Raw genomic sequence first — 20,862 nt, forward strand, 5'->3', positions numbered from 1 at the left:
CACCGGGGGGAGGGCCGGGGCGGGGCCGGGGCGGGCGGGGGTGGGAATGCGGAACGGCCCGCCTCGCTCGACGCGAGACGGGCCGTTCGGTGACGTAGCCCCGACCGGATTCGAACCGGCGCTACCGCCTTGAGAGGGCGGCGTCCTGGGCCGCTAGACGACGGGGCCAGGCACTTTTCGTGCTTCACCGCCCTGCCGGGCGGCGTGGCAGTAGTCTAGCGGCATCCGCCCGGCGTCACGCGGAGGGGGTCACCCCCTTGCGCACGGGGGCCGGACAGCAGAAAGCCCGCCCCAGACAACGGGACGGGCTGTCGGTGCTGTAGCCCCGACCGGATTCGAACCGGCGCTACCGCCTTGAGAGGGCGGCGTCCTGGGCCGCTAGACGACGGGGCCAGAACCTTCATTGCACTCCGCCAGCGGTGAGCTGCCGGAATCCAGCGTCCGAGGGTTCTTGCGAACCCTCGGTTGCGCTGGGGTACCAGGACTCGAACCTAGACTAACTGAACCAGAATCAGTCGGGCTGCCAATTACCCCATACCCCATTGGCCCCTTGCGGCGCCGGGAATGAACTTTACCCTCCCGGTGCCGACAGGCCAAATCCAACCCCTCGAAACCCATCTGACCAGCGGAAACGAGGCATCGGACCGAATCAGGCGACCGGGACGACAGGGTTGCTGAGCTCCCCGATCCCCTGGATCCGCACGGTGACCGTATCCCCCTCGGTGAGCGGGCTAACCCCCGCCGGCGTGCCGGTCAGGACCACGTCGCCGGGCAGCAGCGTCATCACGTGCGAGATGTACGACACCAGCCCCGGTACGTCGAACACCATGTCCTTGGTTCGGCCGATCTGGCGTACCTCCATCTCCTCCGGGTTGCGGCCCACCTCACAGCGGATCTCCAGGTCGCTGACGTCGAGCCCGGTGGTGATCCACGGCCCGATCGGGCAGAACGAGTCGAAGCCCTTGGCGCGGGTCCACTGCCCGTCGGAACGCTGGAGGTCCCGCGCGGTGACGTCGTTGGCGCAGGTGTAGCCGAAGATGGCCCGTTCGGCGGCGGCCCGGTCGGCCCGGCGGGCGCCCGGGGCGCCGATCACCACGGCGAGTTCCGCCTCGTGCTCGACCTGCTTGGAGAAGATCGGCAGACGGATGGCATCGCGTGGACCGATCACCGAGGTGGACGGCTTGAGGAAGAGCAGCGGCTCCTTCGGCACCTCGCTGCCGTGTTCGGCGGCGTGTTCGGCGTAGTTGCGGCCGACACACACCACCTTGCTGGGCAGGATCGGCGACAGCAGCCGGACGTCGGAGAGCGCCCAGCGGGCGCCGGAGAACTGGATCTGTCCGAACGGGTGGCCCTCGATCTCGGCGATGGTCAGGCCCTGCGGCCCGGCCTCCGGCTCGCCCTCGACGACCCCGAACGACATTCCCTTGGCATGAGCGAAACGAGCGATACGCACCCGGCCAATCTATCCCCGCCCGACCGCCGCCCGGCGGACACCGGCAGGCGGCGTGCCCGGCCGCCGCGCGGCCCACCCGCACCGGCAGCCGCCGGCCTCCACACGGCGAGGTCGCGGCAGGGTACGCGCGATCGCGCCGGACGGGGCGGGAATGGCGGCTTCGTACCCGCCCGGCGGTCCCCGGCCCATAGCTTCGGGTCCGGAGGTTCGTTGGTATGCCTGCATCGAGACGACACCACAGGGCCCTGGCAGTATTCGTGAACTGCCTCGGCGTCATCGCCGCCGTACCGGCGCTGTCCCCGGCGACGCCCCGCGCGGCCGCCGCCCCCGCCCATCCGGCCCCGCCCGCGGCGGTCATCCCCGGTGCCGCGGGCACCCCGATCCCGACCGGCGTGCCGGCGGTGCCCCCGGCGGTGCCGACCACCGGCCCGGCGCAGGTCCGGCCGACGATGCCCCCGGTAAGCGTGGCGGTGGGCGCGTCGGGTACCCCGGCGCCGGGGTACCGGATCGAGGTCCGCAACGCCGGCACGGCACCCGTCGACACGATGGTCCGGCAGGAGCTGCCGAACGGGTCGCGGGCCACCGCTGTGACCGGCGGTGGCCGGGCCAGCCGGCCCGCCGGGGCGAGCGCCGGTGAGGTGACCTGGCGGCTGCGGCTGCCGGCCAAGAGCACCACCACGTTGCACACCGCGCTGTCGGTTCCCGGCCAGGGCCGGTCGGTGACCGCGCCCACCTGCGTCTACGGCACGGACGGCACCCGCCCGTTCGACTGCGCCACGGCGACCTGGGTGGGTGCCGCGACGGCCCCGGCGGCCCAGATCACCGCCGCCCCGGCCTGGCGGCGGCCGCCCGTGCTGCTCGCCGCGTTCACCGCGCTGCTGGTGGTCACCGCCGGCGTGCTGTGGTGGGCCGTGCGGCGCCGCCGGCGCGCGGCGGCGGGAAGCGCCGCGCCCGGCGTCATGGTCCGCGGCGGGACGACACCTGCCGGGGGTACGCCCGGAGGCGGCGCGACGCCCACCGGCGCCCCCGGAGGCGGTGCCCGCCACACCGGCGTCGTGCCCGGCCTCGACATACCCGGCGGGAGCGGGCCGGGCCAGGCCGGATCGGCCCAAGGCGGACCGGGTCAAGGCATGCCGGGTCAGGGCGGACCGACCCAAGGCGGACCGACCCAAGGCATGCCGGGTCAGGGCATGCCGGGTCAGGGCGGACCGGGTCAGGGCATGCCGGCCCGAGGCGGACCGGGTCGAGGGCCGGCCGAGCGGGGCACCGTCTATCCGCGGACGTCCGTACCGTCGCCCGCGAGCCGCCGTCGGAGGCCGCCGGTCTGGCTCGTGGTCGGCGTGGCCGCGGCCGTGCTCGCGGGTGTGGTCGGCGCGGCGGCCTGGTCGGCCACGCAGCGGGTGGCCGCGATGGACACCACCAAGCAGCCGACGAGCGGCGCGTGGGTGGGCACCAGCGTCACCGGCGCGCTGGGCCAGCCACTGCGCGAGAACGCGTTCGAGTTCACCGTCTACCGGCTGAGCTGCGGCGCCGACGTGCTGCCTCCGGCGCCCGGTGGCGGCCGGCCGTGCCTGGCCACGATCGGGGTGCGCAACCTCACGTCCGAGGACCAGACGTGGCACGGGCAGTTGCAGCGCGCGTACCTGCCGAGCGGGAACTGGGTGGCCGCCGACGAGGACGCGACCCGGGTGGCGAACCTGGGCCGGGACGTCTTCACCCAGCCGGTGGCAGCCGGGCGGCGGGTGCTGCTGCCGCTGGTGTTCACCATGCGCGGGGACGAGCCGCCGAAGCGGCTGGAGCTGCGCAGCGGCGTCTTCTCCGCGGGCGTGCGGGTGGACGTGACGTGATCCGGGCACGGGCGGCGGTCGTACCCTGGGGTGTGTGACCGCCGCCCTCGCCCCCGCACTCGACCGGGCCGACTGGCAGGCCCGCCGGCAGGCCCACGAGGCGCGGGTGGACGCCTGGCTGACGCCGCACCTGGCCCGCCGTCGCACCGGGGTGAAGCACCCGGTGGAGGACTTCCTGTTCACCTACTACTCGCACCGCCCGGCGCAGTTGCGCCGCTGGCACCCGGGTGCGGGCGTGGTGCTGCGCGACGCCGAACCGGCCGCCTTCGGCCCGGACTACACAGCGGGCGCCGCCGGGCTCACCCTGGACACCGACCGGGTACGCGCGCGCCGCGCCGAGTCGATCGCCTGGATCCGTACGCTGCTCGCGGCGACCGCCGCACGCCCGGCGCACTTCGGCTGTTTCGGCATGCACGAGTGGGCGATGGTCTACCGGCAGACTCAGGAGCAGGTGCGGCACAACGCCTGGCCGCTCCGGCTGAGCCCGGCGGCGACGGCGGCTGTGGTCTCCGAGCGCGGCGTGCGGTGCAGCCACTTCGACGCGTTCCGCTTCTTCACCGCGCCGGCCCGGCCGCTGAACGTGCTCCAGCCGACCCGGGAGGGTCAGCACGCGCTGGAGCAGCCGGGCTGTCTGCACGCCAACATGGATCTCTACAAGTGGGCGTACAAGCTGTCGCCGCTGGTCCCGTCGGAGCTGGTGGCTGACTGTTTCGCGCTGGCCCGGGAAATCCGGGCGCTGGACATGCGGGCCAGCCCGTACGACCTGGCCGATCTGGGCTACCCGCCGGTGCGGGTGGAGACGCCGGAGGGCCGGGCCGAGTACGCCGCCGCCCAGCGCGAATTCGCCGGGCGGGCCGCCGGGTTGCGGGCCCGGCTGCTGGCCGCGCTGGACCGCGCGACGCCGGCCGACCACCGCTGAGCGCGGGGCCGGCCGGCGCGGCCGGTCAGTTCGCGGCGCAGGTCACCGTCGGCGCCGGGTTCGGGGCGGCACCGTCGGCCAGGAACCCGAACGTGGTCTGGGCGGCCGGGGCCAGGGCGCCGTTCCAGCTCGCGTTCCGGGCGGTCAGAGTGGTTCCGGTCTGCGTCACGTCGGCGCTCCACGCCTGGCTGATCCGCTGGCCGCCGGCGAGCGGGAAGCGCACCGTCCAGCCGGCGATCGGCGCGGTGCCGTCGTTGCGCACGGTCACCTCCCCCTGGAATCCGCCCGGCCACTGGCCGGCGAGGCGCCAGGTGGCGGTGCAGCCGCCGGGCGTCGACGTCGGGCCCACGGTGGGCGACGGGCTGAGGCTGAGGCTGACGGTCGGCAACGGCGTGGGGCTCGTTGTCGGGCCGGGCGTCGTGCGGCCGAGCGCGGCGACCAGCGCGGGGTACCACCTGTCGGACATCTTCTGGTCCCCGGCCGCGTTGGGGTGCACTCCGTCGTAGGTGTCGGTGGCGGTGCTGAACCCGGTCCACTGGTCGACCACGACTATCGGCGACGCGGCTGTGGTCTTCCCGGCCGCCCAGCCGTCGATCAGCGCGTTGAGGGCCGCGGTCCGCTGGCCGCACTCGGGGCAGCTCGCCGGGTTCATCGGGATGATCTTCGCGACCAGCACTGTCGTGGCCGGGTTGGCGGCGCGCATCTGGTCCACCAGTTTCGAGTACGCGGCCAGGATCGTGGCGGGCGCGATGTTGCTCCACACGTCGTTGGTGCCGAAGTGCATGAGCACGACGTCCGGGCGGGTGGCGGCCAGCCAGCCGGGCAGCAGGTTCTGGTTCGCCACGTTCGTCGCGAGGTAGCCGCCGTGGCCCTCGTTGTCGCCGTCGTACGGCACGCCGCAGCCCTGCGGCCCGAGTGTGCCGACGAAGTCGACGTCGGTGTGGCCGGTGGACTGGAGACGGTTCCAGAGCAGCGCGCGCCAGCAGCCGGGCGACCCGGTGATGGAGTCGCCGAGCGGCATGACGCGGATCGGGGTGGCGGCCGCGGCGGCCGGGGGCGGGGTGGCGGTGAGGGCGAGGCCGAGGGCGAGGACCGGTAGCAGCGCGGCGAGTGCGGTCAGCGCGGCGCGCAGGGGGTTTCGGGACATGCGGAAGGGACTCCTGTCACTGTGACGTGGTGGTCGGTGACGGCCCTGACGCTCCCATACGCATTGAAGCGCTTCGACGCCTTCGGCTCAACCCTCCGGGTGGCCCCGGTGCTCGTTCCACTCCGGGGCGAGAATCGACATGACCGTGGCGTCCACCCAGTCGTCGCCGTCGCGCAGCACCTGCCGCAGCGTCCCCTCGGCGACGAAACCCACCTTCTCGTAGGCACGCCGGGCGCGCGGGTTGAACGCGAACACCTCCAGGCCGATGCGGTGCAGGCCGAGCTGTTCGAAGCCGTACCCGACGACGAGCCGGACCGCCTCGGTGCCGAGGCCGCGGTCGCGGCCGCCGGGCCCGATCAGCGTGCGGAAGTTGCAGCTGGCGTTGGCCCGGTCCCACTCGTTGAGCACCACCTCTCCGACGCAGGTGCCGCTCACCCGGTCCACCACCGCGAGGTCGAGCCGGTCCTCCTGGCTGTTGCGGGTGCCGTACCAGGCGCGCAGCCGGGACGGCTCGAACGTCTCGCCGGCCGGGCTGCCGGTCAGCCGGGCCACCTCCGGGTCGGCCAGGATCTCGGCGAGCGCCGGCAGGTCGTCGTCGTGGAACGGGCGCAGCACCACGCGCTCGCCGGTGAGCGTGGGCTTGACGGAGAAGTCGATCACGGAGCGGAATTCTCCGGGCGGCGCGCGCGACGGCTCAACCGGATTTCGGTCAGTCGCCGTCCACCCGGCGGTCGCGTTTGCGCTGGGACTGACGCTTCTTCTCGGCCAGGCGGCGTTCCTTGGCACCGCGCGACGGGCGGGTCGGCCGGCGCGCCTTCGGCGGCGGGGCGACCGCGTCGCGCAGCAGCGCGGCCATCCGCTCGCGGGCCGCCTCCCGGTTGGCCAGTTGCGCGCGGTGTTCGCTGGCTGTCACCGTCAGCACACCGCCGACCAGGCGGCCGGCCAGCCGGGCCAGCGCCCGTTCCCGCAACGCCTCCGGCACGCTCGGAGAGCCGCCCAGGTCGAAGCTCAGCTCCACCCGCGAGTCGGTGGTGTTGACTCCCTGCCCGCCGGGCCCGGATGACCGGGAGAACCGTTCCCGCAGTTCGGCTGCGGGCACCACGAGCCGGTCGGTCACCCGCAGTCCGTCGTCCACGCCCCGAGGCTAGCGCCCGGCGCGGTGACTCGGGGTGGGGGTGGCGCTCGGCGTGGGACCGGCCCGCTCCTCGCCGCCGCCGGCCGCCGCGTACGCGGCCGCGCCGAAGAGCAGCAGGGCGATCACGGCGAGCTTGACTGCCACGCCCCGGATCGCGAGCCAGGCGTTGCGCCGGGCGGTGGGGACGGTGGTCCGGGCCGTCCGGTAGTCCGTCCAGCCACGCTTCGCACGCGCGTAGGACGCGCCGACTCCGGCGCCGATGATCAGGCCCACCAGGAGGAGGGCCGCGATGACAGCTTGCTCCACCTCCGCCAGTATCCATACTCAGCGTAATATTTCTATGCTCGGATGATTTCGCGCCGGATATCCGACACTTCGTACCGATCTTGCACCGCTTGTGCAGGTCAGCGCCCTGCGCGGGGGCGGCGGGCCGGCCCGCGCGGGCGGCTCAGCCACCCCGGCCGATGATGGTGTCGGCGGTCTGCTGGACCTGGTCGATCGGGATGGCGAAACCGATGCCGATCGAGCCGCTGCCGTCGATGGTCGCGATCGCCGTGTTCACGCCGACCACCTCACCGCGCGCGTTCACCAGCGGCCCACCGGAGTTGCCCGGGTTGATCGAGGCGTCGGTCTGCACCGCCGTGTGCCGGCCGTTGCCGATCCGCACCTGCCGGTCCAGGGCACTGACGATGCCCGCGGTGACGGTCCCGGCCAGCCCGAGCGGCGACCCGACCGCCAGCACCGGCTCCCCGACCCTCGTCGAGTTCGCCTTCGCGAGCGGCAACGGCGGCAGCCCGGCCGACGCGGGCACCTTCAGCACCGCGAGGTCGCTGCCCGGCTCCCGGCCCACCACCTCGGCCGGGAAGCGCCGCCCGTCCGAGGTCTCCACAGTCACCGCGCCGGCGCCGCCCCGCGCCAGGATGTGGTCGTTGGTGACGATGTGCTGCTCGTTGTCGATGGCGAACCCGGAGCCGGACGCGGACGCGCCGGAGCGCCCCCCGACCATCACCGAGACCACCCCGGGCACCGTCTTGCCGGCGGCGGTGACCAGTTCGGCCGGCACCGGCGCGGCGGACGCCGCCGCCGGTCCCGGCGCGCCCCGGTCGGCCGCCCAGGTGCCGGCCGCCGCGCCGGAGACGGTGGAGAGCGCCACCACCGCCGCCACGCTCAGCAACCGGTGCCGGAGGCTCCGCCGCCCGGCCTCCGGCCCGCCCCCGGGTACGTCCCGGTAGCCGCGCCCGTCCGGGTCCAGCTCCGGCGAGACGAACCACGGGCCGCGTGGCTCGCCGAGTCCGGTCTGCACTGCCATGCCTGGCTCCTCACGTGTCGTGCGGTAGTGGTGTGCGGGTCAGGGCAGCCGGGAGAACCACCGCAGCGAGCCGGCCGCGGCGCCCATCGCCAGGACCAGTCCGAGGCCGATGAAGCGGGCCGAGACGTCCTGCCGCTCGGTGCGGTAGCCCACCGAGGTGCCGATGTCCTCGTAGACGTCCTTCAGCTCGGCGCTGGTGGACGCCTCGTGGAAGCCGCCGCCGGTCGCCTCGGCGACCGCCCGCAGCGTCTGGCCGTCCACCGGCACCTGGATCGCCCGGCCTCCCCTGTCGACCGAGCCGCCGGGCGTGCCGAAGGAGATGGTGTGCACCGGCACCTTCGCGGCGACCGCCTGGTCGGCGGCCTCCATCGGGTCCATGCCGGAGGTGTTCGCGCCGTCGGAGAGGATGATGATCCGGGCCGGCGGCGGGTCCTTGGCGGCGGTGGCGTCCAGGCTCTTGACCGCGCCGAGCGAGGTGCTGATCGCCTCGCCGATGGCGGTGCCCTGCACGCCGGTGATGCCCTCGGCCAGCCGCCCGATGCCGTCGTGCAGCGCCTCCCGGTCGGTGCTCGGTGGCACCAGCACCGCCGCGCTGCCGGCGAACGCGACGAGGCCGACGTTGAACTCGTCGGGCAGCCCGTCGACGAACCGCCGGCCCGCCTCCTTGGCCGCCGTCAACCGGTCCGGGTCCACGTCACCGGCGAGCATCGAGGTGGAGACGTCCACCGCGACCATCACCGTGGCCCGCTCCCGGGGCACCCGCACCTCCGCCTCGGGCCGGGCGAACCCGACCACGAGCAGCGCCAGCATGGCGAGGAACAGGCCCGCCGGGACGTGCCGCCGCCAGGCCGGGCGGCGCGGTGCGACCCGGTCGAGCAGGCGCAGGTTGGTGAAGCGCACCGCGTACCGGCTCTGCCGCCGTTGCAGCACCAGGTAGCCGGCGACCAGCGCGACGACGGCGAGCAGCAGCCAGAGGCGGGCGGGTGACTGCCAGGTCATGCGACACCTCCGCGGGCCGCGGCCGGCACGGTGGCCAGCCGGCGCTGCTCGTGCACGTACCGGACGACGTCCGCGCACCAGTCCCGGTCGGTGCGCAGCGCCAGGTGGGTGGCGCCGGCCCGGCGCAGCGTGCGGCGTACCTGGTCGCGCTGCTCGGCGGCGGCGCGCGCGTACCGCTCGCGCAGACCCGGGTCGCCGGTCCACACCTCGCGGTGCCGGCCGCTCTCCGGGTCGACCAGCGTGACCAGGCCGACGTCCGGCAGTTCCAGCTCGCGCGGGTCGGTCACCTCGACCGCGAGCACCTGGTGCCGTACCGCGAGGCGGCGCAGCGCCGCGGCCCAGGGCGGCGGCGCGGCGTCCGGGTCGTCGGGCAGCTCGTCGAGGAAGTCGGAGACGATCACCACGAGCCCGCGCCGGGTGGCCACGCGCTGGAGGCCGTCCAGCCCGTCGACCAGGCCCGGCGCCGCGTCCGTCCGGCCCGCGCCGGCCGCGCCGTCGGAGTCCGGCAACTCGCCGGTACGCGGGGCGCCGAGCAGCGCGCGGAGCAGCCCGAGCAGATGGGTACGCCCGCTGCGGGCCGGGAACCGGCGCAGCCCGTCCAGGGTGAGCACCTGGGCGCCGAGCCGGTTGCCGACTCCGGCGGTGAGGAAGCCGATCGCCGCCACGGCGGCCACCGCGAGTTCTCGTTTGTCCAGCGTGGACGTGCCGTACTCCATGCTGGGGCTGGCGTCGACGAGCAGCCAGGTGGTCAGTTCCCGGTCCGCGTCGACCTCCCGTACGTGCGGAACCGTGGTCCGGGCGGTGACCGCCCAGTCCATCCGGCGTACCTCGTCCTCACCGGGCCGGTACTCGCGGCTGCCGGCCGCCTCGCTGCCGGGACCGGGCAGCAGGCCGCGATAACGGCCGTGCAGCAGGCCGTCGAGCCGCCGGGTCACAGTCAGCTCCAGCCGGCGCAGCCGCTGGTCCGGGGCGAGATCGGCGAGCCCGGGTTCGGCCGCGCCGGTCATGCCGCCGCCAGGTCGGACACCGTCTCCGTGGGTCCGTTCACCAGCCGGGGCGGCGGCACCGCCTCGATCACCCGGCGCACCACGTCCTCGCCGGAGATCCCGTCGGCGATGGCGTCGAAGGAGAGCACGAGCCGGTGCGCCAGCACGTCCACCGCCAGTTCCCTGATGTCCTCGGGGAGCACGTAGTCCCGGCCGTGGATGAGCGCCTGGGCGCGGGCGGCGGCGACCAGGCCGAGCGTGGCCCGGGGGCTGGCCCCGTACGCCAGCAGGGGCGCGACGTCGGCCAGGCCGAAGCGCTCCGGGTCGCGGGTGGCGAGGATGAGGCGGACCACGTACTCGGCGAGCGCGTGGTGGACGAAGACGTCGGTGGCGCGGCGCTGGAGGTCGCGCAGCCGGACCGGATCGAGCACGGTACGCGCGGTGGGTCGCGCGGTGCTCATCCGGTAGAGGATGGCCAGCTCGTCGGCGTCGCTCGGGTAGTCGACCACGACCTTCATCAGGAAGCGGTCGCGCTGTGCCTCGGGGAGCTGGTAGACGCCCTCGGACTCGATCGGGTTCTGGGTGGCCAGGACCAGGAACGGGTCCGGCACCGGCCAGCTCCGGCCGGCGATGGAGACCTGCCGTTCGGCCATCGCCTCGAGCAGCGCCGACTGCACCTTGGCCGGGGCCCTGTTGATCTCGTCGGCGAGCACCAGGTTCGCCATGATCGGCCCCAGCTCCACGTCGAACTGTTCGGTGGAGGCGCGGTAGATGCGCGTGCCGACGATGTCGGAGGGAACCAGGTCGGGGGTGAACTGGATGCGGGAGAACGTGCCACCGACCACTGTGGCGAGCGTCTGCGCCGCCAGCGTCTTCGCCACCCCCGGTACGCCCTCCAGCAGGCAGTGCCCGTCGGCGATCAGGGCGGTGAGCAGGCGGTCGACGAGCCGATCCTGCCCGACGATCACGCGTCTGACCTCGGCGAGGGTCTGTTCCAGCTCGACGCCGCTCGCGTCGGCATCGACCGGGCTGGGCACGCTGGCGCGGGTGTCCGAGATGTCCGTCACGGTGCTTGCTTCCCGTGCCGGACCGGCGACAAACGTCGGATTATCGGCCCCTGGGCGGTGGTCGCCGGGCCGGACCGGCAGCATCTCCCCAGCCGGGGCGCAACGGCACGAACCGGCGCGGCACCGGCCGGACCGGCACGGAACACACCGGCCCCCGCCGGAGCGGGGGCCGGTGCGGGGTGGGGCCTGTCAGTTGGCGATGACCAGGTGGAACGGCCGGTCCGCGGCACCGCCGGTGGAGTTGCGCGTCTGCACGAAGACCGCGTTCGGGGTCAGCGTGCGGGGCGCGACCGACACCTCACCGGCCGGCGGCACGTTCGCCGTGTCGTTGGTGCCGATGGTCGCCACGTACGCCTTGGCGGACACGTTGTAGTCCAGCAGCACCTGGTACTGCCCGGGGGACACCCCGGTGCCCGGGGCGAACCGGAACGCGGACACCACGTTGCCGGAGTGCTGCAGCAGCGTCCCGTTGGCCGCGACGACGGCCCAGGCGACCTGCCCGGCGGCGGGCGGGGCCAGGGTGGCCCGCATGGCGGTGCGGGCGGCCTGCCGCTCGACGGCGGTCACCGGCGGCTGCGCCGTGGCGTGCCGGACGCCGGGCTGCGGCTGCGGCTTCGCCTCCGGCTGGGCGGCCGCGGCGATCCCGCCACCGGCCAGGCTGAGCGACAGCGCGGCGAGCGCCACCACCGTCGCCTTTCGCTTGAAGAATGTGGCCATGAGTTCTCCCTTGGTAGGCCGTGGTGATACGGCGACTGCGCGCGTCGAATTGCGGATCATCGGGATTCCGCCGGGAGCGCACCGCTTGTGAGCTGGCCTTACCGCAGAGAGTCGCGACATCTCAATCAGGTGGAACCTAGCACCGGAAAATGCGGGGGGTCAATAGCGTCATTGCGTGTCCGAGCCACGGGAAAGATGCGCAAAATTGCGAGGAACAATTCGCGAAATTGTTTCGGAGGGCGTCGCGCCGGCGTCGCCCCGGGTAGTCTGACCGCCATGATCACCATGTCGGGGCCGCCTCGGGGCGGACGCCCGGCCACTGCCGCGTGCTGGCTCGCTGTCGCGCCGGTCGCCGCGTGGGCGCTGATCCGCCTGACCGGGCTGGAACGCGGTCCGCTGGTCCAGGCGATCGCCTTCACGCCGTACGTGGCCGCCACGGCCCCGGTGGTGGCGCTGGCGGCGCTCGCCCTGCGGCGACGTGCCCCGGCGGCGGTAGCGGTGCTGGCCGCGCTGGCGCTGATCGGCGCGGTGGCGCCCCGCGCGATACCCGGCGACCGGCCCGCCGCAGACGGGCCGACGGTACGCCTGCTCACCGCCAACCTGCGCCTCGGCTCGGCCGATGCGGCCGCACTGGTGGACCTGGTCCGCACGCGGCGGGTGGACGTGCTCACGGTGCAGGAACTCACCCCGCCGCTGGCCGCCGAGCTGGACCGGCTCGGCCTGGCCACGCTGCTGCCGCACCGGTCGTCGAACCCGGAGGTCGGCTCGACCGGCTCGGGCGTCTACGCCCGCCACCCGCTGCGCGACGGCGGTCACCGCCGCAACCAGGGCTTCTTCTTCACCCAGGCGTACGCGACTGTGGCGGTGCCCGGTGCGCCGCCGCTTCGCGTGGAGTCCGCGCACCCGGCCGCGCCGTACGCCCTCGACGTGGTCCCGGACTGGTGGACCGACCAGCGCGCCCAGCCACCGGCCACCCCCGACGGCGGGCTGAGCGTGCTGGCCGGGGACTTCAACGCCACGCTCGACCACGCGGCGCTGCGGAACCTGATCGCCACCGGCTACACCGACGCGGCGGACGCGGCCGGAGCCGGGTTCGGCGGCACCTGGGGCCCGTACGACGGCGACCCGATCCCCCCGATCACCATCGACCACGTCCTGGTGCACCGGCGCGTCGCGGTGGTCGCCGCCGGCACCTTTCCGGTGCCCGGCAGTGACCACCGCGCGCTGCTGGCCGAGCTGCGCCTGCCGGCCGGCTGAGTCAGGCGGCCGTACCGCCCGCCACCCGGGACCGGTCCAGGCCGTAGGTGAGCGCGTCGACGAGCGCGTGCCAGCTCGCCTCCACCACGTTCGGGTGCACGCCCACTGTGGTCCAGTCCCGCCCGACGCCGGCGGTCTCCACGAGCACCCGGGTGACCGCGCCGGTGCCGTGGGTGCCCTCCAGGATGCGCACCTTGTAGTCGGCCAGCTCGAACTCGCGCAGCTCCGGGTAGTGCCGGGCCAGGCCCACGCGCAGCGCCTCGTCCAGCGCGTTCACCGGACCGTTGCCCTCGGCGGTGGCGATCACCCGCTCGCCGCGTACCCGGATCTTCACCGTCGCCTCGGAGACCACCGCGCCGTCCTCGCGGTGCTCGACGATCACCCGGTACGACTCCAGCGCGAACGGCCGGGCCGGCGCGGCATCGGGCAGCTCGGAGCGGACCAGCAGCTCGAACGAGGCGTCGGCGGCCTCGAACGACCAGCCGTCGGCCTCCAGCTCCTTGACCCGCCGGGTGACCTGGGACAGAGCGTCCGGATGGCCGGCCAGGTCCAGACCGAGCTCGCGGCTCTTGAGCTCGATGCTGGCCCGGCCGGCCATCTCGGTCACCAGGATCCGCATGTCGTTGCCCACCACAGCGGGTTCCACGTGGTTGTAGAGCAACGGGTCGACCTTGATCGCGCTCGCGTGCAGCCCCGCCTTGTGAGCGAAGGCGGCGGCCCCGACGTAGGCCTGGTGGGTGTCGGGGGCGATGTTGGCGATCTCGGCGATGGCGTGCGAGACCCGCACCATCTGTTCCAGGCAGCCCTCCGGTAGGACGGGCATGCCCAGCTTGAGCTGGAGGTTGGCGACGATCGCGAAGATGTCGGCGTTGCCGGGGCGCTCGCCGTACCCGTTGGCGGTGCCCTGCACGTGCCGGACGCCCGCCTCGACCGCGGCGATCGTGTTGGCGACCGCGCAGGCGGTGTCGTTCTGCGCGTGCATGCCGAGCAGTTCCGGCGCGATCCCGGTCCGCGCCACCAGTCCCTCGATCACGGCGGTGACCTGCGACGGCAGCATGCCGCCGTTGGTGTCGCAGAGCACGAACCGCTCGGCGCCGGCGGCCAGGGCGGTCTCCGCCACCGCTGTGGTGTAGCCGGGATCGAACCGGAACCCGTCGAAGCAGTGCTCCCCGTCGACGAAGACGCGCCGCCCCTGCGCCACCAGGTGCGACACGGTGTCGCGGATCATGGCGAGGTTCTCCTCGGCGGTGGTGCGCAGCGCGCGCTCCACGTGCCGCAGGTCCGCCTTGGCGACCAGGGCGACGGCCGGGGTCTGCGCGTCGAGCAGGCCGCGCACCTGCGGGTCGTCCTCGACGGCGAGGCCGGCCTTGCGGGTGGCGCCGAAGGCGACCAGGATCGCGTGCCGCAGCTTCAGTTCGGTGCGGGCGCGGCGGAAGAACTCGGTGTCCTTCGGCACCGCGCCCGGCCAGCCGCCCTCGATGAAGCCGACTCCGAGGTCGTCCAGCAGGCGGGCGACCGCCAGCTTGTCGACCACCGAGTACGTGAGCCCTTCGCGCTGCGCGCCGTCACGCAGCGTCGTGTCGTACACCTGGAACGTCATCGGAGTCCTCTTCTCGTGCCCTGGGGAGCAAACAAAAAGACCCCCCGCGGGATGCGGGAGGTCTGCGCGCTCGGCGAGGGAGAGCCGGCGCGCTAGCTGCTAATGATCAGGACGAAGCTGGTCACGACACGTACTCTGCCACCCCACCCCGGTTTTTGGGAGGCCTAACCCATATTTCGGGACGACGACCCGGCCGGTGATCACCTTCACACCCGGCGACGCCCGCCACGAGCACGAACCGCGCTCCGGAAGAATCTTGAACTGATCCAGTTACTGGCCCGGCGGTATCGCCGGGCCACGCTCAAGGAGGACCCGTGCTCACTGTCGGTGACCACTTCCCCGAGTACGAACTCACCGCCTGCGTGTCGCTCGACGCCGACAAGGCGTTCGAGACGATCAACCACAAGTCCCACGAGGGCCAGTGGCGAGTCGTGTTCTTCTGGCCGAAGGACTTCACCTTCGTCTGCCCGACCGAGATCGCCGAGTTCGGCCGTCTCAACGGCGAGTTCGCCGACCGCGACGCCCAGGTGCTCGGCGTCTCCGTCGACAACGAGTTCGTCCACTACGCCTGGCGCAAGGACCACCCGGACCTGCGCGAGCTGCCCTTCCCGATGCTCAGCGACATCAAGCGTGAGCTGACCTCCGCCTGCGGCGTGCTCGGCTCCGACGGTGTCGCCCAGCGGGCCACCTTCATCGTGGACCCGAACAACGAGATCCAGTTCGTCATGGTGACCGCCGGTTCGGTCGGCCGCAACGTCTCCGAGGTGCTGCGGGTACTCGACGCGCTCCAGACCGACGAGCTGTGCCCGTGCAACTGGAACTCCGGTGGCGCGACGCTCGACGCCAACGCGCTCCTCGCCGGCGCCGGGGCCTGACCATGGGTCTGGACGCGATCAAGGCGGGCCTGCCGGAGTACGCCAAGGACATCCGGCTCAACCTCGGCTCCACCATCACCACCTCGACGCTGAAGCCGGAGCAGGCCTGGGGCACCGCCCTGGCCTGCGCGGTGGCGGCCCGCAACCCGGTGGTGCTGCGGGAGATCGCCGCCGAGGCGGCCGGTCACCTCACGCCCGAGGCGGTCACGGCGGCCAAGGGCGCGGCCGCGGTGATGGCGATGAACAACGTCTACTACCGGGCCAAGCACCTGATCGGCGACGAGCAGTACGCGTCGCTGCCGGCCCGGCTGCGGATGCAGATCATCGCCCGGCCCGGCGTGGAGAAGACCGACTTCGAGCTGTGGTGCCTCGCCGTCTCGGCGATCACCGGCTGCGGCGTCTGCCTGGAGTCGCACGAGAAGACACTGCGCGCCGCCGGGTTCAGCCGTGAGCAGGTGCACGAGGGACTGCGGATCGCCGCCGTCGTACACGCCGCCGCGGTGACCCTGGACGCGGAGGCCGCCCTGGCCTGACCCACCGGCCCGCGCGGCCCGACCGGTCACCGCGCGGCTGACGGCCCGAGGGGCCGGCGTCACCACCGTGGCGCCGGCCCTTCGGCGTCGGCGGGTCGGCCGCCGGCGGGTTGGCGCCCGGACAGGGTGGGTAACCGTCCCGACTGACGACGGCGCCGCGACGGCCGCGGCCCTGGGGACGGGAGGCGGCACATGGACGGACTGGACCCACGCAGCACGCACGGCGGCACCGAGCCGATCCTCGACGACGGCCGGGGCGCGGTCGCCGGGGGCGCTCCGGCGGGCGCCTTCGACCCGTGGCGCTACCGCGACGAGGCGGGCGTCGCGAGCGCCGACCTGACCGGCTACAAGGTCGAGGCCACCGACGGCGCCATCGGCAAGATCGACCGGGCGAGCCACGAGGTGGACGACAGCTACCTGGTCGTGGACACCGGGCCGTGGATCTTCGGCAAGAAGGTGATGCTCCCGGCCGGCACCGTGAACCACGTCGACCACGACGCCCGCACCGTGCACGTCGACCGGGAGAAGGACCAGATCAAGGCCGCCCCGGAGTACGACGAGTCCAGCCACGCCGACCCGGGCTACCGGGACCGGCTCGGCGGCTACTACGGCGAGAGCCACTCGGCGCTGCCGCCGGACGTACCGCCGCGCATCTGACAGCTCGGCGACGGCCGGCGGGGACGTGCTGACGCCCGCCGGCCGTTACCGTGTCGGGTGTGGACGCCCCGCAGAGCCCCTTCCCCACCCTGTTCAACTTCCGCGACGTCGGTGGGTACGCCGCTCGCGACGGGCGCACCGTGCGTCGCGGCCGCCTCTACCGCTCCGACTCGCTGCACCGCATCGACGAGACCGACCGGAGCGCGTTCACCGCGCTCGGCATCCGCACGGTGATCGACCTGCGCCGGCCGTCAGAGGTGGAACGCGACGGCCGGGTGCCCGCCTACGACGGGCTGGCCTACCGGCACATCCACCCCGAGCACGCCGACTGGGGCGCGAAGCGGTTCGGTGACTCCGGCGTCAGCCTGGCCCGCTACCTGGCCGACCGGTACGCCGACCTGGCACGCACCGGCACGGCGGGGCTCGCCGAGGCGGTCGGGCTGATCGCCGACAGCGCCAACGCGCCGGTGGTGGTGCACTGCGTCGCCGGGAAGGACCGCACCGGCATCGTCTGCGCGCTCACGCTCTCCGTGCTCGGGGTGCCCGACGAGGACGTGGTGGCCGACTACGCGCTCAGCACCGCCGCGTCGCGGCGCTTCACCGAATGGGTCCGCGCCACGCTGCCGGACGCGGAGGAACCACCGCCGCCGTTCCTGGAGTCACCGGCCGAGACGATGGAGCTGTTCCTCGCCGAGTTGCGCACCGGCTACGGCTCCGTCGAGGGCTACCTGGCCCACGCCGGCGTCACCGAGACGCAGCTGGAGTCCCTCCGCACCCACCTGCTGGACTGACCGCCGCGCCGCCCCGACCCTGCCCAGCGGTGATCAAGGAGTTGGTGTCCTCGTCCGCGCCGGAACCGGACGCAAACTCCTTGATCACCGCGGGAGGACAGTCAGAGGACGCGGGTGACCCAGCCGTGCCGGTCCTCGGCGCGGCCGCGCTGGATGTCCACCAGCTTCTGCCGCAACGCCGTGGTGGCCCGGCCCGGCTCGCCGCCGCCGATGAGGAACTCGCCGTCCGGGAAGCGCACGCCGCCGATCGGGGTGATCACGGCGGCGGTGCCGCAGGCGAACACCTCACGCAGCCGCCCGCTCGCGGCGTCCGCCTGCCAGTCGTCGAAGCTGACCGGCGCCTCCCGCACCTCGTGCCCGGCCTCGGCGGCCAGGGTGAGGATCGCGTCGCGGGTGATGCCCGGCAGGATCGTGCCGCCCAGCGGCGGGGTGACGATGCTGCCGTCGTCGTAGACGAAGAAGACGTTCATGCCGCCCAGCTCGTCGACGTACCGCCGCTGCACCGCGTCCAGGAACACCACCTGGTCGCAGCCCGCCTCGATCGCCTCGGCCTGCGCCGCCAGCGAGGCGGCGTAGTTGCCGCCGCACTTGGCCGCGCCGGTGCCGCCGGGCGCGGCCCGGGTGTAGTCCGGCGAGACCCACACCGTCACCGGCTTCACGCCGCCGGCGAAGTACGCGCCGGCCGGCGAGGCGATCACGCAGTAGAGGTATTCGTTCGCCGGGCGGACGCCGAGGAACACCTCGCTGGCGAACATGAACGGACGCAGGTAGAGGCTGGCGTCCTCGTGCTCCGGGATCCACGCCTGGTCGATCTCGACCAGGCGGCGCAGCGAATCCACGAACGCCGCCTCCGGCAGCTCCGGCATGGCCAGCCGGCGGGCCGACGCGACGAACCGGGCCGCGTTGGCCTCCGGGCGGAACATCGTCACCGCGTCACCGGTGCGGTACGCCTTCAGCCCTTCGAAGATCTCCTGCGCGTAGTGCAGCACCGCCGCGGCCGGGTCCATCGGGATCGGCGCGCGCGCCTCCAGTCGGGCGTCGTACCAGCCCTTGCCCTCGGCGTAGCGGATCGTGACCATGTGATCGGTGAAGACCCGGCCGAAGCCCGGGTTCGCCAGCAGGGCGGCCCGGTCGGCGGCGGATACCGGCGCGGGATTCGGACGGATCTCAAAATCGAGCATGTCACCACCGCTCATCGCGCTGACCTCCCTGCGGGTTCCCGGCGTGCGGGATCGCACGCCGACGTCACTGGTGCCAGAAACTTACCCCGAACGGTCGTTCAGCGGATAGCGCCGCCCCGGCGGACGCGACGCGCCGGACGGTCGGGGTGGGCCCGGTGACGGGTCTGGCGGCCCGGTACCGGGCCGCCAGGAGGGTCGGCCCGGTCAGGCTACGGCGTACGCGGCGAGCCGGTCGCCGACCTCCTCGGTGCGCAGCGATGCCCCCGGCGTACGCCCCGCCAGCTCGGTGCCGACCGCGGCGGTGACCCGGGCGGCGGCGTCGGCGTGGCCGAGCTGGTCCAGCAGCAGCGCGGCGGACAGCACCGCGGCGACCGGGTCGGCGACGCCCTGGCCGGCGATGTCCGGCGCCGAGCCGTGCACCGGCTCGAACATCGACGGGTAGCGCCCCTCGGGGTTGATGCAGCCGCTGGCCGCCAGCCCGATGCCACCGGTCACGGCGGCGGCGATGTCGGTGAGGATGTCGCCGAAGAGGTTGTCGGTGACCACCACGTCGTAGCGGGACGGGTTGGTCACCAGGAACATCGCGGCGGCGTCGATGTGCTGGTATTCCGTGGTCACATCCGGGTGCTCGGCGGCCACCGCGGCGAAGGCGCGCGCCCAGAGCGACCCGGCGTGGGTGAGCACGTTCGTCTTGTGCACGAGCGTGACCTTGCGGCGCTCCCGGCGGCCGGCGCGGGCGAACGCGTCGCGGATCACCCGCTCGACGCCGTGCCGGGTGTTCAGGCTCTCCTCGGTGGCCACCTCGGCCGGGGTGTCCCGGTGCAGCGCGCCGCCGGCGCCCGCGTACAGCCCCTCGGTGCCCTCGCGGACCACCACGAGGTCGACCTCGCCGGGCTTGACCGCGGCGAGCGGACCGGCCACGCCGGGCCAGAGCCGGGACGGGCGCAGGTTGACGTACTGGTCGAAGGCGAACCGCAGTTTGAGCAGCAGACCGCGCTCCAGCACGCCCGGCGGCACGGTCGGGTCGCCCACCGCGCCGAGCAGGATGGCGTCGTGACCGGCCAGCTCGTCGAGGACGGAGTCGGGCAGCACCTCGCCGGTGCGGTGATAGCGCGCCGCGCCCAGGTCGTACTCGGTGGCCTCGATCCCGGGCACCACCGCGTCGAGGACCTTGCGGGCCTGCGCGACCACCTCGGGTCCGATGCCGTCGCCGGCCACCACCGCGATGTGTGCCACCTGACGCTCCTCGTCTCGTCGTTAGGCGCCACGGTAGCCGTCGTCCCGGCTCCCGGTACGAATCGTCCACCATTCGGGAATCCTCAATCACAGGATGCTCCCAGCCGGCACTCATGGTGTGGTCATCTCCACTGCTTAGGGTCGGGTTCACCGGGTCGACGAAGCCCGGGACCGGCCACCGCCGTGACACGGCGGCGACCACGAGGGGGCAGGTGTCATGCGGATCGAGCACCGGCGGGCCCACTGGGCGGACCAACAGCCACGCACCCGCTGGGTCGACCAGTCCACCTTCCGCCCGGTCCGCCCCGACCTGCACCTGGGCGCCAGCAGCCACCGCGTCGAGCGGCCCGGTGCCGGCGCGTCCGGCCGGATCAGCGTCCGGCACACGGTCAGCACCTCGACCGCCGACTACACGTTGCTGCTCAACGCGCCCGAGTGGCTGGGGCACCGGGTGGTCGGCGAGGCGCTGCGCGACGCCGTCGCCGAGCTGCGCGCCATCGACCTGACCTACGGCCCGAACCGGCCGGAGAGCCTGGTCTCCCGGCTGCGCCGCGACGAGATCAGCCCCGACTCGTACCCCCCGCTGGCCGACCTGGTCGACCTCTGCGCCGCCATGCGCGCCGCGACCGACGGCTGGTTCGACGCCTGGGCCGTGCCCGGCGGCTTCGACCCGGGCGGCCTGCTCGGCGGCTGGGCGGTGGAGCGGGCCGCGGCGCGGTTGCGCACCGCCGGCATCGACGACTACGCCGTGCTCAGCGGCGCCGACCTGACGGTACGCGGGCGCGCGGCGCACGGCGGGCCGTGGCGCGTCGCGGTGCACCACCCCACCGACACCAGGCGTACGCCGGTCGTGCTGGAGATGACGTCGGGCGCGGTGGGCACCTCCGGTGTCACCGGGCGGCGGGGGCACGTCGTCGACCCGCACACCGGCGAGCCGACCGATCGCCTGTCGGCCGCCACCGTGATCGGTCCGGACCTGGCCGTCGCCGACGCCTACGCCACCGCCCTGTACGCCGCCGGACCGGCCGGGCTGGCCTGGTTCCGCCACGACTGCGAATACCGGCCGCTGTTCGCGCACCACCGGCGCTGATCTGCTGCCTGCCCGCACGACACCGGCCGGGAGCGCGATCGGCCCCCACGGTCTCGGCAACGA

21 protein-coding genes and 3 tRNA genes are annotated in these 20,862 nt (G+C 73.7%); 8 read left to right on the forward strand and 16 right to left on the reverse strand.

From position 1 onward, the window contains the following. Nucleotides 1-95: 95 nt before the first annotated feature. The 4 genes from ACGFIA_RS02265 to ACGFIA_RS02280 form a co-directional block, all read right to left on the reverse strand. A tRNA-Glu gene (locus ACGFIA_RS02265) sits at nucleotides 96-168 on the reverse strand. A gap of 152 nt (nucleotides 169-320) precedes the next feature. Next, nucleotides 321-393: transfer RNA gene (locus tag ACGFIA_RS02270), tRNA-Glu, on the reverse strand. A gap of 77 nt (nucleotides 394-470) precedes the next feature. Beyond that, a tRNA-Gln gene (locus tag ACGFIA_RS02275) sits at nucleotides 471-542 on the reverse strand. A 107-nt stretch (nucleotides 543-649) separates the two neighbouring features. After that, a complete protein-coding gene (locus tag ACGFIA_RS02280) occupies nucleotides 650-1,453 on the reverse strand; it encodes a fumarylacetoacetate hydrolase family protein (RefSeq protein WP_210898861.1) in 804 nt (267 codons plus the stop codon). A gap of 215 nt (nucleotides 1,454-1,668) precedes the next feature. On the opposite strand from ACGFIA_RS02280, the gene ACGFIA_RS02285 reads away from it, so the two are divergent. Both ACGFIA_RS02285 and ACGFIA_RS02290 read left to right on the forward strand, forming a co-directional pair. Beyond that, nucleotides 1,669-3,300 carry a hypothetical protein gene (locus ACGFIA_RS02285; protein ID WP_393257998.1) on the forward strand — a complete coding sequence of 544 codons (1,632 nt, stop codon included), beginning with the start codon at nucleotides 1,669-1,671 and terminating at the stop codon, nucleotides 3,298-3,300. Nucleotides 3,301-3,334: 34 nt separating this feature from the next. Further along, nucleotides 3,335-4,219, forward strand: coding sequence for a 3-methyladenine DNA glycosylase (locus ACGFIA_RS02290; RefSeq protein WP_393258001.1), 885 nt, complete (start codon nucleotides 3,335-3,337; stop codon nucleotides 4,217-4,219). Nucleotides 4,220-4,244: 25 nt separating this feature from the next. On the opposite strand, the gene ACGFIA_RS02295 is transcribed toward ACGFIA_RS02290, so the two are convergent. From ACGFIA_RS02295 to ACGFIA_RS02335, 9 genes are all read right to left on the reverse strand, one after another. Continuing rightward, nucleotides 4,245-5,366, reverse strand: coding sequence for a cellulose binding domain-containing protein (locus ACGFIA_RS02295; RefSeq protein WP_393258004.1), 1,122 nt, complete (start codon nucleotides 5,364-5,366; stop codon nucleotides 4,245-4,247). An 87-nt stretch (nucleotides 5,367-5,453) separates the two neighbouring features. After that, the gene (locus tag ACGFIA_RS02300; protein ID WP_393258007.1) at nucleotides 5,454-6,026 is read right to left on the reverse strand and encodes a GNAT family N-acetyltransferase; all 573 of its coding nucleotides are present in this window, start codon (nucleotides 6,024-6,026) and stop codon (nucleotides 5,454-5,456) included. A 49-nt stretch (nucleotides 6,027-6,075) separates the two neighbouring features. Next, a complete protein-coding gene (arfB, locus tag ACGFIA_RS02305) occupies nucleotides 6,076-6,501 on the reverse strand; it encodes an alternative ribosome rescue aminoacyl-tRNA hydrolase ArfB (RefSeq protein ID WP_393258010.1) in 426 nt (141 codons plus the stop codon). Nucleotides 6,502-6,510: 9 nt separating this feature from the next. Further along, a complete protein-coding gene (locus ACGFIA_RS02310) occupies nucleotides 6,511-6,807 on the reverse strand; it encodes a hypothetical protein (RefSeq protein ID WP_357388160.1) in 297 nt (98 codons plus the stop codon). Nucleotides 6,808-6,949: 142 nt separating this feature from the next. Further along, nucleotides 6,950-7,810 (reverse strand): trypsin-like peptidase domain-containing protein, encoded by an 861-nt coding sequence (locus tag ACGFIA_RS02315; protein ID WP_357388162.1) that lies wholly within the window; start codon nucleotides 7,808-7,810, stop codon nucleotides 6,950-6,952. Between the two features lie 39 nt (nucleotides 7,811-7,849). Beyond that, entirely contained in the window at nucleotides 7,850-8,809 is a 960-nt protein-coding gene (locus ACGFIA_RS02320; protein ID WP_357388164.1) for a VWA domain-containing protein, read from the reverse strand. Next, nucleotides 8,806-9,816 (reverse strand): DUF58 domain-containing protein, encoded by a 1,011-nt coding sequence (locus ACGFIA_RS02325; RefSeq protein WP_393258015.1) that lies wholly within the window; start codon nucleotides 9,814-9,816, stop codon nucleotides 8,806-8,808. Before ACGFIA_RS02325 ends, ACGFIA_RS02320 begins: the two co-directional genes overlap by 4 nt. Next, the gene (locus tag ACGFIA_RS02330; protein WP_393258018.1) at nucleotides 9,813-10,862 is read right to left on the reverse strand and encodes an AAA family ATPase; all 1,050 of its coding nucleotides are present in this window, start codon (nucleotides 10,860-10,862) and stop codon (nucleotides 9,813-9,815) included. The genes ACGFIA_RS02325 and ACGFIA_RS02330 overlap by 4 nt, the downstream gene beginning before the upstream one ends. Before the next feature lie 189 nt (nucleotides 10,863-11,051). Next, entirely contained in the window at nucleotides 11,052-11,579 is a 528-nt protein-coding gene (locus ACGFIA_RS02335) for a hypothetical protein (protein ID WP_357467173.1), read from the reverse strand. 276 nt (nucleotides 11,580-11,855) lie between these two features. On the opposite strand from ACGFIA_RS02335, the gene ACGFIA_RS02340 reads away from it, so the two are divergent. Then, complete coding sequence (locus ACGFIA_RS02340) at nucleotides 11,856-12,836, forward strand: endonuclease/exonuclease/phosphatase family protein (protein ID WP_393258022.1); 981 nt, start codon at nucleotides 11,856-11,858, stop codon at nucleotides 12,834-12,836. Nucleotide 12,837: 1 nt separating this feature from the next. Here ACGFIA_RS02340 and cimA read toward each other — a convergent pair whose 3' ends face one another. Continuing rightward, nucleotides 12,838-14,436: a citramalate synthase gene (cimA, locus tag ACGFIA_RS02345; RefSeq protein WP_357467167.1), complete on the reverse strand. Its 1,599-nt coding sequence runs from the start codon at nucleotides 14,434-14,436 to the stop codon at nucleotides 12,838-12,840. A gap of 314 nt (nucleotides 14,437-14,750) precedes the next feature. Here cimA and ACGFIA_RS02350 point away from each other — a divergent pair, with 314 nt between their 5' ends. The 4 genes from ACGFIA_RS02350 to ACGFIA_RS02365 all read left to right on the forward strand — a co-directional run bounded on the left by ACGFIA_RS02350 (nucleotide 14,751) and on the right by ACGFIA_RS02365 (nucleotide 17,292). Further along, nucleotides 14,751-15,311 carry a peroxiredoxin gene (locus tag ACGFIA_RS02350; RefSeq protein WP_357467161.1) on the forward strand — a complete coding sequence of 187 codons (561 nt, stop codon included), beginning with the start codon at nucleotides 14,751-14,753 and terminating at the stop codon, nucleotides 15,309-15,311. Nucleotides 15,312-15,313: 2 nt separating this feature from the next. Beyond that, a complete protein-coding gene (locus ACGFIA_RS02355) occupies nucleotides 15,314-15,844 on the forward strand; it encodes a carboxymuconolactone decarboxylase family protein (RefSeq protein WP_357467158.1) in 531 nt (176 codons plus the stop codon). Between the two features lie 192 nt (nucleotides 15,845-16,036). Then, nucleotides 16,037-16,501 carry a PRC-barrel domain containing protein gene (locus ACGFIA_RS02360; protein WP_357388178.1) on the forward strand — a complete coding sequence of 155 codons (465 nt, stop codon included), beginning with the start codon at nucleotides 16,037-16,039 and terminating at the stop codon, nucleotides 16,499-16,501. Nucleotides 16,502-16,551: 50 nt separating this feature from the next. Beyond that, nucleotides 16,552-17,292, forward strand: a complete 741-nt coding sequence (locus ACGFIA_RS02365) for a tyrosine-protein phosphatase (RefSeq protein ID WP_357467140.1) — start codon at nucleotides 16,552-16,554, stop codon at nucleotides 17,290-17,292. A 101-nt stretch (nucleotides 17,293-17,393) separates the two neighbouring features. Here ACGFIA_RS02365 and ACGFIA_RS02370 read toward each other — a convergent pair whose 3' ends face one another. Next, complete coding sequence (locus tag ACGFIA_RS02370) at nucleotides 17,394-18,488, reverse strand: branched-chain amino acid aminotransferase (protein WP_357388182.1); 1,095 nt, start codon at nucleotides 18,486-18,488, stop codon at nucleotides 17,394-17,396. Nucleotides 18,489-18,677: 189 nt separating this feature from the next. After that, complete coding sequence (locus ACGFIA_RS02375; RefSeq protein ID WP_357388184.1) at nucleotides 18,678-19,709, reverse strand: 3-isopropylmalate dehydrogenase; 1,032 nt, start codon at nucleotides 19,707-19,709, stop codon at nucleotides 18,678-18,680. 217 nt (nucleotides 19,710-19,926) lie between these two features. Here ACGFIA_RS02375 and ACGFIA_RS02380 point away from each other — a divergent pair, with 217 nt between their 5' ends. Next, nucleotides 19,927-20,799, forward strand: coding sequence for an FAD:protein FMN transferase (locus tag ACGFIA_RS02380; RefSeq protein WP_393258029.1), 873 nt, complete (start codon nucleotides 19,927-19,929; stop codon nucleotides 20,797-20,799). The last annotated feature ends 63 nt before the right edge of the window (nucleotides 20,800-20,862 follow it).

This window comes from Micromonospora sp. NPDC049203 (assembly GCF_043197215.1).
GTDB lineage: Bacteria > Actinomycetota > Actinomycetes > Mycobacteriales > Micromonosporaceae > Micromonospora.

What these genes read in the sequence shown, in the direction of transcription:
- ACGFIA_RS02285 (WP_393257998.1), top strand. Translation starts at nt 1,669, where the DNA reads ATGCCTGCATCGAGACGACACCACAGGGCCCTGGCAGTATTCGTGAAC.
- ACGFIA_RS02295 (WP_393258004.1), bottom strand. Translation starts at nt 5,366, where the DNA reads ATGTCCCGAAACCCCCTGCGCGCCGCGCTGACCGCACTCGCCGCGCTG.
- ACGFIA_RS02315 (WP_357388162.1), bottom strand. Translation starts at nt 7,810, where the DNA reads ATGGCAGTGCAGACCGGACTCGGCGAGCCACGCGGCCCGTGGTTCGTC.
- ACGFIA_RS02320 (WP_357388164.1), bottom strand. Translation starts at nt 8,809, where the DNA reads ATGACCTGGCAGTCACCCGCCCGCCTCTGGCTGCTGCTCGCCGTCGTC.
- ACGFIA_RS02325 (WP_393258015.1), bottom strand. Translation starts at nt 9,816, where the DNA reads ATGACCGGCGCGGCCGAACCCGGGCTCGCCGATCTCGCCCCGGACCAG.
- ACGFIA_RS02335 (WP_357467173.1), bottom strand. Translation starts at nt 11,579, where the DNA reads ATGGCCACATTCTTCAAGCGAAAGGCGACGGTGGTGGCGCTCGCCGCG.
- ACGFIA_RS02340 (WP_393258022.1), top strand. Translation starts at nt 11,856, where the DNA reads ATGATCACCATGTCGGGGCCGCCTCGGGGCGGACGCCCGGCCACTGCC.
- cimA (WP_357467167.1), bottom strand. Translation starts at nt 14,436, where the DNA reads ATGACGTTCCAGGTGTACGACACGACGCTGCGTGACGGCGCGCAGCGC.
- ACGFIA_RS02355 (WP_357467158.1), top strand. Translation starts at nt 15,314, where the DNA reads ATGGGTCTGGACGCGATCAAGGCGGGCCTGCCGGAGTACGCCAAGGAC.
- ACGFIA_RS02360 (WP_357388178.1), top strand. Translation starts at nt 16,037, where the DNA reads ATGGACGGACTGGACCCACGCAGCACGCACGGCGGCACCGAGCCGATC.
- ACGFIA_RS02370 (WP_357388182.1), bottom strand. Translation starts at nt 18,488, where the DNA reads ATGAGCGGTGGTGACATGCTCGATTTTGAGATCCGTCCGAATCCCGCG.
- ACGFIA_RS02380 (WP_393258029.1), top strand. Translation starts at nt 19,927, where the DNA reads ATGCGGATCGAGCACCGGCGGGCCCACTGGGCGGACCAACAGCCACGC.